General features: G+C 48.5%; 12 protein-coding genes. 4 read left to right on the top strand and 8 right to left on the bottom strand.

What is annotated here, in order from left to right; genetic code table 11:
- Nucleotides 1–198 precede the first annotated feature (198 nt).
- Entirely contained in the window at nt 199–666 is a 468-nt protein-coding gene (locus tag E8E00_RS16305) for an ASCH domain-containing protein (RefSeq protein ID WP_096631830.1), read from the top strand.
- A 27-nt stretch (nt 667–693) separates the two neighbouring features.
- On the opposite strand, the gene E8E00_RS16310 is transcribed toward E8E00_RS16305, so the two are convergent.
- A complete protein-coding gene (locus tag E8E00_RS16310; RefSeq protein ID WP_096631828.1) occupies nt 694–1,464 on the bottom strand; it encodes a helix-turn-helix domain-containing protein in 771 nt (256 codons plus the stop codon).
- A gap of 102 nt (nt 1,465–1,566) precedes the next feature.
- Here E8E00_RS16310 and E8E00_RS16315 point away from each other — a divergent pair, with 102 nt between their 5' ends.
- On the top strand, nt 1,567–2,700 hold the full coding sequence (locus E8E00_RS16315; protein WP_096631825.1) for a multidrug effflux MFS transporter: 1,134 nt from the start codon (nt 1,567–1,569) through the stop codon (nt 2,698–2,700).
- Between the two features lie 45 nt (nt 2,701–2,745).
- Here the strand turns inward: E8E00_RS16315 and E8E00_RS16320 are convergent, their stop codons facing one another.
- On the bottom strand, nt 2,746–3,030 hold the full coding sequence (locus E8E00_RS16320; RefSeq protein WP_077641331.1) for a hypothetical protein: 285 nt from the start codon (nt 3,028–3,030) through the stop codon (nt 2,746–2,748).
- Nucleotides 3,031–3,190: 160 nt separating this feature from the next.
- Here E8E00_RS16320 and E8E00_RS16325 point away from each other — a divergent pair, with 160 nt between their 5' ends.
- Entirely contained in the window at nt 3,191–4,576 is a 1,386-nt protein-coding gene (locus E8E00_RS16325; protein ID WP_096632752.1) for an aspartate ammonia-lyase, read from the top strand.
- Between the two features lie 3 nt (nt 4,577–4,579).
- On the opposite strand, the gene E8E00_RS16330 is transcribed toward E8E00_RS16325, so the two are convergent.
- The 5 genes from E8E00_RS16330 to E8E00_RS16350 all read right to left on the bottom strand — a co-directional run bounded on the left by E8E00_RS16330 (nt 4,580) and on the right by E8E00_RS16350 (nt 9,074).
- Entirely contained in the window at nt 4,580–5,977 is a 1,398-nt protein-coding gene (locus tag E8E00_RS16330; protein ID WP_096631823.1) for a GGDEF domain-containing protein, read from the bottom strand.
- A gap of 125 nt (nt 5,978–6,102) precedes the next feature.
- Nucleotides 6,103–6,546: a peptide-methionine (R)-S-oxide reductase MsrB gene (gene msrB, locus E8E00_RS16335; protein ID WP_069590400.1), complete on the bottom strand. Its 444-nt coding sequence runs from the start codon at nt 6,544–6,546 to the stop codon at nt 6,103–6,105.
- A 114-nt stretch (nt 6,547–6,660) separates the two neighbouring features.
- Nucleotides 6,661–7,722, bottom strand: a complete 1,062-nt coding sequence (locus E8E00_RS16340; protein ID WP_069590398.1) for a succinylglutamate desuccinylase/aspartoacylase family protein — start codon at nt 7,720–7,722, stop codon at nt 6,661–6,663.
- Entirely contained in the window at nt 7,709–8,614 is a 906-nt protein-coding gene (gene rimK, locus E8E00_RS16345; protein ID WP_069590396.1) for a 30S ribosomal protein S6--L-glutamate ligase, read from the bottom strand. The genes E8E00_RS16340 and rimK overlap by 14 nt, the downstream gene beginning before the upstream one ends.
- Nucleotides 8,615–8,627: 13 nt before the next feature.
- A complete protein-coding gene (locus E8E00_RS16350) occupies nt 8,628–9,074 on the bottom strand; it encodes an ATP-dependent zinc protease (RefSeq protein WP_077641337.1) in 447 nt (148 codons plus the stop codon).
- A gap of 318 nt (nt 9,075–9,392) precedes the next feature.
- Between E8E00_RS16350 and E8E00_RS16355 the strand changes: the two genes are divergently transcribed.
- A complete protein-coding gene (locus E8E00_RS16355; protein ID WP_069590392.1) occupies nt 9,393–10,733 on the top strand; it encodes a magnesium transporter in 1,341 nt (446 codons plus the stop codon).
- Between the two features lie 58 nt (nt 10,734–10,791).
- Here the strand turns inward: E8E00_RS16355 and E8E00_RS16360 are convergent, their stop codons facing one another.
- Entirely contained in the window at nt 10,792–11,703 is a 912-nt protein-coding gene (locus E8E00_RS16360; protein ID WP_069590390.1) for a mechanosensitive ion channel family protein, read from the bottom strand.
- Between the last annotated feature and the right edge of the window lie 75 nt (nt 11,704–11,778).

Raw genomic sequence — 11,778 nt, forward strand, 5'->3', positions numbered from 1 at the left:
GCCGCTTTTTTTTGATCAAAATTGGCTTCAGTTGATGTTTAAGTGTGAATTTATTCACAATGCAATCTAGAAACGTTAGCTAGCGCATAGGCGAATGTGCGGCTGCACGTTATGATCAACATCGTTACTGCTGTCCAAGAACCTGTTCAGAAAGAAATCATTTAAAAAACGAAACCAATAATAATCAAGGCGAGACCCATGACTGAAGAACAAAACGCCTTTTGGCACCGATATCTAGCGACCCTTCCCGCGGACCAACGGCCAACTGATGATCAAGTGGTGGTGGACACCTTAAGTCATCACACGGTGAGAGCGAACGAAGTTGCGACATTGGTTAGTTTGAATAAAAAGAAAGCCCACTGCCGATTGCGCAGCTCTTTGGAAGAGAAAAGTGCGGTGATCCCGCAAAAAGGACATTATAAGATTGTTCTTAATGGTCACCAGCGACCCGTGTGTATCGTCAAAACCACTCAGGTGAGCTATTGCCCGTTCAACCAAGTCAGTGCGGAATTTGCGGCACGTGAAGGAGAGGGAGATGGCTCTTACCAGTGTTGGCACGAAGCGCATTGGGGGTACTTCTCCCAGTACGCCAAAACACACGGCCTACATTTTGATGAGCACTCGGATGTGGTGCTTGAAGAGTTTGAGAAAGTCTATCCACTCTAAAAATCAAAGCCGCGCTGAGCGGCTTTTTTAATGGTGATTCATCTTCATGTAAGTGCGAGGTGACTCTCCCAGCATGGTTCTGAAAAATGTGATAAATGCACTGTCACTGGCAAAGTGTAATCGATGGGCGATATCACCTTGCTTTTTTCCCGCGGCGAGTAGCTCTATCGCTTTAATGATCCGCCATTGTTGTCGCCATTGCTGATAGCTCATCCCCGTTTCTTTCTTAAACAAGCGCGTGATCGTTTTTTCAGAGGCGGCGCATCGTGTTGCTGCTTCTTTTAACGGTGGGAGTACATCCATTTCGAGGAGAGGCGATAAACGATAATCCGTCGGCAAAGGCAACGTCATTGTTTCTTCTTTAGCGCTTGTCAGCTCATCGATACATACAGCGAGAAGGTTGGCTGGGGCGCCACATTGCCAATTCGTCGTAAACGGAGAAAGAGCAATACGCTCCATAACTGCTGTCAGTAATGGTGTCGTCGTCAGGATCCTTAACTGAGTAGGTAATTGGGTGATTACCCTTTGGTCAAAATAGATCGAGCGGTAGCCTACTGTGTGTTGCATCTCAACCCTATGCTCGCAGTGTCCCGGAATCCAGGCAACTCTAGTGGGAGGCAAGATACTGACTGAGTTCGCGAGGGTTATCCGCATACAGCCATGCTGACTAAAGAGTAATTGGCCTTTTTGGTGATAGTGAAAGCCTGAGTCGTGCGAGGTTAAGTCAGCACCGATCCCCAGCACCGAGTTATCGAGCATATCAGGATCAAAGTTATCGTCGCTGTTGAGCCATGCCATTACAAATTGTCTTATTTTATAAACTTATTGTCTTTTATATTATAATAGACAAAGTGCTGATGTTGGTAGCCTAAGACCTCATTGTTTTCTCCAGAGGTCATTATGCAAACACGGACTTTCAGCCTGACTTTAGCTATGGCTTTAATGATGTTTCCGCAAATTGCAGAAACGATTTACAGCCCGGCGCTCCCCGAACTTGCTTTACACTTTTCGGTTACTCCCGATATCGCTTCGCAAACCTTATCTAGCTACTTTGTTGCTTTTGCATTTGGCGTTGTTTTTTGGGGGAGAGCTTGTGATGTTATAGGTCGTCGGCTGAGTATGCTCGCTGGTTTGGGGGTCTATGCGATGGCATGCTTGTTTGCCGTGTTTAGTTCTGATTTTAGCCTTGTTTTGATAGCCAGAGTCATGGCGGCTTTTGGTGCCGCGGTTGGGTCAGTTGGTACGCAAACGATGATTAGAGATTGCTATAGTCGTACCCAATTGGCGCGAATGTTCGCAGTGATGGGGATTGCCATTGCACTGAGCCCTGCTATTGGCGTGTTGGCTGGAGCGTTATTGGTAGGTTTTCTTGGTTATCAAGGGGTATTTATTGGGCTGGCTATTACGTCTGTAGGGCTTTTCCTCTACGCCTATCAGTGTTTACCTGAGACCCTAAAGGCTAATAACTCTCTTCCTCCGATAGCGCCGGTTTTACGGCGCTTAATGATGGATGGTGATGTCTGGTTCAGTGCAGTCTTGGTGGCTGCATTTAATATTAATTTATTTGCTTACTATCAGCTTGCGCCTTTCTATTTTAGCGCTTTGCGTATCCCGCCCTCATGGTATGGCTACTCAGGTTGCATCTTAGCACTAGGGATTGGTATGGGAGCCATCGTGAATAAGAAGCTTTTAGCAAGAGGCTGGGTGTATAAGCCGTTACTTTTATTGTCTGGCCTCGTCTCTATCGTAGGAAGTATTGTGGTTTGGAGACTAGAAAACAGTCCTTGGTTTGTGCTGCCTATGATATTCGTTGTGATGGCGTATGGGATTGCGATCCCTAACATCCTCGCATACGCGCTTCGCCACTACGCTGATTGTGCCGGTACGGCTGGTGCCCTATTCGGTATGCTCTATTACGGGTTAATTGGTATTGGATTAGCAAGCGTAGGAACAGAGCAAGCTCTGGGGATAAGCTTAACTGTCAGTAGTATAGTCGCGATGTGCATTGGGTGGTGGCAGACAAAATCGGTCTGAACTGCGTTTTTAGGCGGGCACTGTCGCGACTAAGCCAATCAAGGTTTACTCACCGATATCCAAATTAATCTCATCGGCCCATGGCATGTCTGGCAAGGTGTCTAAGTTAGCTTCATAGCGGGACAGGGTAAACTGCCCGTTGTGATTGCTAACATCATAGATCTCAACCATTAACGCACAGGCAATGTACTCGATAGCTTCGTCGCGTGAATAGCCGGTCATACGCAGGCGCATCAAGGTTTCTGCTACCTTTTTAGGATCTTGGTCGGCGATCTGGTTCTCAACCACTTCAATCAAGTTAGCGATACTGGTACTGGTTTCATCTTGCATGGTATTGCTCGTTATGGGTGAAAGTGACGTCATACTAGGGGATGCAAGCCTGAGAGGCACGAATTTTTTGTCAGCCTATGACGTCACTAACTTCATTTAGTGAACTCAATATGTTAATGATAACCATTATCGAAATGGTGTGGCGAATGAAAAGGATATAATCATGGCGAAAACACGTATCGAAAAAGACAGTATGGGTAATGTTGAGGTACCCGCGGATGCGCTGTATCAAGCACAAACACAGCGAGCCGTGAATAACTTTGCGGTCAGTGACCAGACAATGCCTGAGGATTTTATTCGCGCGTTAGCCATGGTGAAGCATGCAGCGGCAACGGCTAACGAAGAGCTGGGCTTACTGGATGGCAATATCGCACATGCGATTCGCCAAAGTGCCGAAGCCATCATGGATGGTGAGCATTTAGTGCAGTTTCCCGTTGATGTATTTCAGACCGGCTCAGGCACGAGCTCAAACATGAATATGAATGAAGTGCTGGCAACGTTGGCCTCTGAAAAGTGTGGTGAAACGGTCAGTCCTAATGATCATGTTAACATGAGTCAAAGTAGTAACGATTCTGTTCCTACGGCTATCCAGATCAGTGCCACATTAGGCTGTGAAAAAGCCTTACTTCCCGCGTTAGCGCATTTACGTGACGCGTTACAGGAAAAGAAACGCACAGTCGGTCATATCGTGAAAACGGGTCGCACCCACTTGATGGATGCGATGCCTGTGACTCTTGGCCAAGAGCTAGATGCTTGGACTCAACAGCTCGAACACGCGATGGTACAAATTACCCAAAGCCTATCATCGGTGCGCGCACTGGCTCAGGGTGGCACGGCAGTAGGGACGGGAATCAATGCTCATCCATTATTTGCCGAACGTTTTGCCAACGCAGTCTGTGCGTGTAGCCACTCCTCATTCACGGCGAGCGAGAATCCCTTTTTTGCGATTGGTAGCCAAGATGCGCTGGTGGCATTGCACGGCCAGTTAAAGACAACCGCGGTTGCGGTCATGAAACTGAGCAATGATTTACGTTGGATGAACTCGGGCCCACTCGCCGGGCTCGGAGAAATTGAGCTAGAGGGGTTACAGCCGGGATCGTCTATTATGCCGGGGAAAGTGAATCCTGTTATTCCAGAGTCCGCTGCAATGGTTGCAGCGCAAGTGATGGGCAACGACACTACCATCACGGTGGCGGGGCAGTCGGGGAATTTTGAGCTGAACGTGATGTTGCCTGTGATTGCTGCTAACTTACTGCAAAGTATTCGTCTATTGGCGAATGCAGCTCATCTGCTAGCAGATAAAGCGGTGGCGACCTTTAAAGTGCGAGAAGATAACTTACAGTCAGCGTTAGCCCGTAACCCTATTTTAGTGACGGCGCTTAACCCAGTTGTGGGTTACCTTAAAGCCGCTGAAATTGCGAAGAAGGCGTATCAACAGGGCCGGCCTATCTTGGATGTCGCGGAGGAAGAAACGGATCTCGGCCGCGAGCATTTGTCCCAATTGCTTGACCCAGCCAAGCTCACCGAAGGCGGTATCGCTGAATAGATATTAGGGTGGGGGCGCCACAACAACACGGTTGCGCCCCGTCTTTTTGGCCTGATATAAGCAATCATCGGCTCGGTCAAAAACACGCTCTGGGTGAATATCGTCCGTATGGTTTTCAGCCAAACCGCAGCTGACGGTATAGGCCAGTGACTGGTCATCAATGTGAGAAACACTAGCGGCGATACGTTCTCGGATCCGTTCTGCCACATGAGTGGCATCGCTTGCGCGCGTGTTGCGAAAGATGACCACGAACTCCTCACCGCCATAGCGAGCAACTAAATCGTTCTGGCGCACTGTGTCTGTGATGATGCCAGCGACATCTTTCAATACTTGATCGCCAGCAAGGTGGCCATAGTTGTCATTGATCTGTTTAAAGTGGTCAATATCGATAACCGCTACTGTGTAAAAGTAACGTGCGCGTTTAGCGAACTCATGCTCGATGGCTAATTCGGGTAGTAGGCCGTAGCGGTTCACGGTGCCGGTTAATGGATCAAGGCTAGCTTTTCTTTGCCAATTATCTCGAGCTGCCACAGCGTTTCTTAGTTCTGAGGCATGGATAGATATACTGATACTAACGAGCACTGTCGTGAATACGTAAATTAATAAAGCCAGAATTCCATCATCAAGATCTGGAATCGCAAAAGCGCCTAGACTGTGCGGGACCATCACTAAGATCGAAGTAATCAGGATCACAAGCGAAACGAGCAGTGTTCGCCAATACCCAGAAGATGCAATATAAACTAGTAGTGCGAGGATAATAAAAATAGCACCGGGGAAATAGGAAAAGCCCGCGATTGCGAGCATCAGAGCGCTTAATGTCATGCCCGTATTTTTTTTGTTTATCTTATCTAATTGAAACCCACCTCGTCGCCATGTCGTGTAAAGACTCACCCAGATCAATAGAGACGTTGTATAGGTCATTGAGAATTCGATATATAGAAACTTTAATCTTCCTGGGATGAGCTGGTTATCTATATAGAGAGGCACCGATACGAGCAAAATCATTGCGACTGAAGGAATGAAGCAAGCGATAAGAATAAAGCGAAACAAGACACTCACGTTATCTAAGCATTGCTGACACCGCGATATCCATAACCTTGCGGAGATAAACGCGATAACAGTAAGTAGGGCGCCAAATAAGAGCGACACTGCGACGTGCAAATCATCAATCCGAGCGGTGGCGGCGAGAGAGTGGCCAAGCGCACTAGTGATTAAAAATGGCACGAATAGCTGTCGACCGTAGTGATAAAACAAAACGACCGCGAGACCACTCGCAATATTAGTCAGTGTCGAGGTATGCACATCCACTAATACAGCAATATATCGCATATCAACCCAGATAAGGGCGCCGTAAACTGCGACCCAGAGCGCTAAATAGGAGAATGAAAGAGTGGATGCCATATGTCTCCTACAAGGTGTCGCCGATGATGAGCATTTTCAGTGCTTGATATAAAACCACTTGATGGTGATGGAGTAAATATAGCAGAGCCAGCATGCACCGGCTCGGCAACCTGAGGAGAGATGGGTTAATCTAGTTTCTTTAACGCGACGGCGTTCATACAAAAACGTAATCCAGTCGGAGGGGGACCATCGGGAAACACATGTCCCAGATGAGCATCACAGCTGGCACAGGTGGTTTCAATGCGCGTCATCCCGTGACTGGTATCTTTATGGTATGCGATAGCGCTATCTTCGGCTGGTTGAGTGAATGAAGGCCAGCCGGTGCCAGAGTCAAACTTCTCATTCGCATCAAACAACAGTGTGCCGCAACAAACGCAGCCGTATAGGCCTGGCTCAAACAAGGTACACATGCCCGAGCTAAAAGCACGTTCAGTGCCCTTTTGACGCGTAACGCGATATTGCTCGTCGCTGAGCTGTGACTGCCATTGTTGATCTGATTTTTCCACCCGCTGGCGCGGCGCCACATTACCTTGTTCGCTTCGTGTGACGATCTCTTGCCATGTCAGCATGATGTCGATCCTCTTGTGTGGCGGGCAACTGCCCGTGCTACAAAAACGCGTAGTGTTATGAATCTGAGTGCGCGATGCAAGTAGTACGGTGATGATTCGCTTTTAAGATCAAAGTTAAAGTGTGCCGATACCCCATCGTAATTCATCGTCTTGATCGTCTCGCACTTGATCTAAATAGCCCTCTAAGTGTTGCTCAATCAGTTCGTCAGATTGCGAGAAAAAAGCAATATGAAAGACCGCATCCCCTTCATTGACAACAGGGAGGGTTTGTTGGCCAATCAAAATACCGCTTTGCGAGGCTTTGATTTCCACTTCATTGCTGCCAGCTGGGTCGCTGATGATACCGAGTATTTGTCCCTTATTAACTCGTTCACCCAGCGCAATATGACTACGAAAAATCCCATCAGCTTCAGCGCGCACCCATCGCGTAGCCCGGGCTGTAACCGGTTGATAGGGTAAGGTACGCCGAGATTGACGTAACATCCCCAAATGACGCATCACTCGAATGACACCCCGCACGCCTGCATTAATAGCGTAAGGTTCAAATCGCAGCGCTTCCCCTGCTTCGTAGGTGATGACCGGAATACCGATCGCTTCTGCTTCGGCACGGAGAGACCCATCACGTAAGGCGGCATCAACCATAACGGGAGCTGCAAAGGCTTTCGCCATCTCGGCCGCTCCTTCATTATCAAGATTGGCGCGTATTTGAGGCAGATTGGTGCGATGAATCGCTGCGGTATGAAGATCAATGACGTGCGTACACTGACTGATCACTTCATTAAATAATTGATATGCCATACGCCCGGCAATGGAGCCACGCTCGGAGCCGGGGAAAGAGCGGTTTAAGTCCCGTCGATCGGGTAGATAGCGGGACTTGTGAATAAAGCCAAAGACATTGACGACGGGAATAGCAATCAAGGTGCCACGAAGCTTTTCGGTATCGACTTTGGCTAATATTTGACGAACAATTTCAATCCCATTGAGCTCGTCGCCATGAATGGCGGCGCAAACAAGCAGAATAGGACCCTCTAACTTGCCGTTTAACACCTCAATGCTGACATTTAATGGTGCGTGAGTGTATAGGCGCGCCATTTCCAGTTCCAAGCTGGCATGCTCGCCAGCTTGGATTGTTTCGCCACCGATGTCGATGGCATTGTTTTTTTTAGCCCTTGCCACGTGTGCGTGTCCTTTGGGGTTTAGCCGTCTTTTCAATATACTCGACGATCATGCCCGCGACATCTTTTCCTGTTGCTTTTTCAATGCCTTCTAGCCCAGGAGAAGAGTTGACTTCCATCACAAGGGGCCCGCGCTCGGAGCGAAGAAGATCAACCCCTGCCACGTTAAGTCCCATGGCTTTCGCGGCCGCGATCGCGGTTCGACGCTCGGCTGGCGTAATACGGACAAGGCTTGCCGTCCCGCCGCGGTGCAGGTTAGAGCGAAACTCGCCCGGTTGCGCTTGACGTTTCATCGCGGCAATCACCTTATCACCAATCACAAAGCAGCGAATGTCGGCACCGCTAGACTCTTTAATGTATTCTTGCACCAAAATATCCGCTTTTAAGCCCATAAAGGCTTCAATCACACTTTCTGCGGCTTTTTTCGTTTCAGCGAGCACGACGCCAATACCTTGGGTACCTTCCAAGAGTTTGACCACCACGGGTGTTCCCCCCACCATGGTCAGCAAGTCAGCAATATCACCGGGCTTACTGGCAAATCCAGTATGAGGCATGCCGATCCCTTTACGTGACAACAATTGCATTGAGCGTAATTTATCGCGAGAACGACTGATGGCAACCGACTCATTGACGGGGAATACGCCCATCATTTCGAATTGGCGTAGTACCGCGCAGCCATAAAAAGTAACGGATGCACCAATCCGCGGTACGATAGCGTCGAATCCTGACAGCTCCTCACCGGCTAAATGAATCATCGGCTGCGTTGAGTTGATACTCATGTAGCAGCGCAGCGCATCAATGATTTTATATTCGTGACCGCGTTGTTCGCAGGCTTCTATCAGGCGACGCGTAGAATAAAGATTTTTGTTACGCGACAGAATGCCTATTTTCATGGTTTAACCGCTCCTACTTACCGAGCAAAAAAGAGTGCATGGGATCGACGGTCATTTGTCCCGCCATAGCTGTGCGGCCGAGTAGCATGCGAAAACGCATGTTGTCTCTTGCCGTTAGTGTCATTTCTATCGGGTAGCGTAATGTACCTGCTTGAAGTGTGGTTTGTATGACATACCTAAGCTGTTCATGACCGCCCGAGTCGCGAACAACGCGTCTGGCTACCACTTTGGCTTCTGCTTGGACGTGTGTTTCATCGTCACCTTGGTGAGGGTGAACCCAAAAGCGAACCCAAGCTTCTCCGTTTTGGTCGAATTCTTCGATCTTAAACGTATGCAGGCAAGAAGTCCGTGCTCCGGTATCAATTTTGGCTTTCACCCGAGCAATACCTAGGTCGGGGAGGGCGACCCACTCTCGCCAGCCGACGCTGACTTTAGGTGTTTTGTGTTGCACAGTGTTCATTTTGATCCGCTATAACAAAGTCCCTTACTCTACCGTAGAAGGGATTACGATTACTCGTGGTAAGAATCTGAAAAATAAGCGATGATGTGTGATAACCATCGCATACATTTACTACGCATTGACGCAGATCTTATCGTAGTGTCAGCAGTATGAGGTGCACGCGGATGCGCGCACTTACCGCTTTGCGGCAATACGAGAGAGTCTGGGATTCGTCGTGGCAACGTCATGGCATCTCTGGGCAGGGCGACGAAATAATAGTCGCTAAATACGCCGTGATGGCGTCAGAGAGCACACGAAAAGTTTCATGAAGGAAATACCATGCAAAACAGTGATAGACAAGAAGTAATTGAGGATTTGCTCTCAAAAGTTGATGAGGGAACGCCCGAAGTGGCACAAGAGATCGAGCAAGCCCACAGTCTTGATGACCTCGCTCTATTACTTGAGTCTTTACCCGTTACTGATCGTGTGAGTTTTTGGGAGCAATTATCGCCTGCAATACAGCTGCCGGTGTTGGCGGAAATGCGTGCTGATGCGAGTGAAGCGATTATTCGCGCAGTGGATGAGATTCGCCTGCATGACTTGTTTGCGGAACTGGATGCCGACACCTTGCTGGAGCTGCAAGATGTGCTCACCGAACCTTTGCTGGAAGAAGCATTGGGGCGCATGGATACGGAGCAAAAGCAACGTTATGCCTCTGCTCAGCAATATGCAGATAGCGAAGTGGGGCACTGGTGTGATCATCAACCATTAGTGGTACCCGCCAAAACAAAAGTGAATGTCGTGTTGCGTTTATTGCGCCGTGTGATGCCGAAATACTGTGATCATGTGTTCGTGGTTGATAGCCGTGGCGTATGGGTCGGTGCGGTGCCGATTCACAAACTCTTTGGGGCCGATGGCGTATTAAAAATCAGTGAGTTGGTGCGCGAACAATTCCCGAGTCTCAATGCTCGCGAGGATATTTATGTGAGTGCCGATAAGGTTGCTAGCAGTGAGGAAGTTGCCTTACCGGTGCTAGATGATGGTGGGATGTTGATTGGCCGGCTTGATCTCGGTACCGCGTATGAAATGCAAGCCGAGCGAGCTGAAGCACAAATTATGGCGACGGCGGGTTTGGATGAAGATGAAGATTTATTCTCCCCAGTGATGAAAAGCGCGCGCAATCGTGCACTATGGCTTGGCATTAATCTAATGACGGCTTTTCTTGCTTCTTGGTTTATTGGTTTGTTTGAAGCGACACTGCAACAAGTGGTCGCGCTGGCGGTATTAATGCCCGTGGTGGCGTCAATGGGTGGGATCGCCGGAAGCCAGACGCTAACTCTGATTGTGCGAGGCTTAGCATTAGGACAAATATCTAAAAGTAACTTAAGGCCGCTATTGAACAAAGAGCTGCAAGTGGGGTTACTAAATGGTGTGCTTTGGGCGATAGTGATTGGTTTGATCGCCGGTTACTGGTTTAACAGCTGGGGACTAGGTATGGTGATTGGTGCTGCTATTGTCGCCAATATTATCAGTGCCGCCTTGGCGGGTATCTTTCTTCCGGTCATTCTCGATAAGCTTAAAATTGATCCGGCGCTTTCAGGATCGGTCATTCTAACCACGGTGACGGATATTGTTGGTTTTGTTGCCTTCCTTGGGTTAGGAACCTTGTTTTTGCTGTAAACCTTTACCAAGAAAGCAGGGATTGAAAAGCGCTCGCCGTAACGACGAGCGCTTTTTGTTATGAGTTTGCTGGTGGCGCGGGAGTATCTGAGGCAGCAGCGTCGGCGCTCTCTGGCCGTTTTCCGTCAGCGGCAGGGAGCAGTTTTTCGCAATAAAGCGTCATAATGTCTTCCCGTATTAATTGTTCGAGTTCGGCGGCGCGTTCGGTCGGACAGAACAGGCGGACGTGAACATGCTGCTCGCCAGTATCGGTATGAGACAAATAGACGTGTGGCTCAGGCCCTGGTAAATCCACCCCCGCATGACGCTCAATCACATGGTTATAACGTCGAGCGACATCGAGAAAATCTTCGCTATGATCGTCAATGCGTGCCAGCAGCGCGGGAATATGAGGGTATAAATTAATATCGCCACGGATTACCAAAAAAAAATGGTGATAGACATAGCGCTTCATAAAATTAAGGTTTTTTACCGTGGTGGTAAAAAACAAGCTGTTGGGCAGCGTCGCGGTCTTTCCGGTGTAACAATAGTGCCCATGATGGGTATCAATTTCTTGAATTTTGGTCGCCATCAAATTGTGCTCGATCACTTCGCCGCGTGAGTTACCCACTTCAATCCAATCCCCGATACGAAATGATCGAGAACTAGCGCGTTGAATGGAGCCGGTAAAGCACAAGATAATTTCTTTCGATGCCACCACGACAGCCACTGCAATGGCAGTCAGCGAGAGGGCAAACTCGCTAATTTCCGTGTTCCAGAATAAAAATAAAAACAGTAACAGTAAGCTAAATGCCCCATTTTTCGTACGAGATATCCACTTACGTTGATCTTCACTGAGAAAGTTACTGTCTCCGCGAATATGACGCAGGATCAGGCGGCGAATAACGCTCACAACGACAACGACGCCGATGGTGGTCAATAGCTTGTTATCGACCAACAGTTGGGCAATATTTTTTAACTCAGATAACAAAGTTGCTCCCTATTGTTTATTTCCCGAGCTTTGGCGCTATTCTGCCCCTTTGGCGAGAAAAATAAAACGTAAAGT

Source organism: Salinivibrio sp. YCSC6 (assembly GCF_004916735.1).
In the GTDB taxonomy this organism is placed as follows: domain Bacteria; phylum Pseudomonadota; class Gammaproteobacteria; order Enterobacterales; family Vibrionaceae; genus Salinivibrio; species Salinivibrio proteolyticus.

Coding starts and splice junctions, on each gene's coding strand:
- rimK (WP_069590396.1), bottom strand. CDS start 8,614: ATGAAAATAGGCATTCTGTCGCGTAACAAAAATCTTTATTCTACGCGT.
- E8E00_RS16305 (WP_096631830.1), top strand. CDS start 199: ATGACTGAAGAACAAAACGCCTTTTGGCACCGATATCTAGCGACCCTT.
- E8E00_RS16350 (WP_077641337.1), bottom strand. CDS start 9,074: ATGAACACTGTGCAACACAAAACACCTAAAGTCAGCGTCGGCTGGCGA.
- E8E00_RS16320 (WP_077641331.1), bottom strand. CDS start 3,030: ATGCAAGATGAAACCAGTACCAGTATCGCTAACTTGATTGAAGTGGTT.
- E8E00_RS16355 (WP_069590392.1), top strand. CDS start 9,393: ATGCAAAACAGTGATAGACAAGAAGTAATTGAGGATTTGCTCTCAAAA.
- E8E00_RS16330 (WP_096631823.1), bottom strand. CDS start 5,977: ATGGCATCCACTCTTTCATTCTCCTATTTAGCGCTCTGGGTCGCAGTT.
- E8E00_RS16315 (WP_096631825.1), top strand. CDS start 1,567: ATGCAAACACGGACTTTCAGCCTGACTTTAGCTATGGCTTTAATGATG.
- E8E00_RS16310 (WP_096631828.1), bottom strand. CDS start 1,464: ATGGCATGGCTCAACAGCGACGATAACTTTGATCCTGATATGCTCGAT.
- msrB (WP_069590400.1), bottom strand. CDS start 6,546: ATGCTGACATGGCAAGAGATCGTCACACGAAGCGAACAAGGTAATGTG.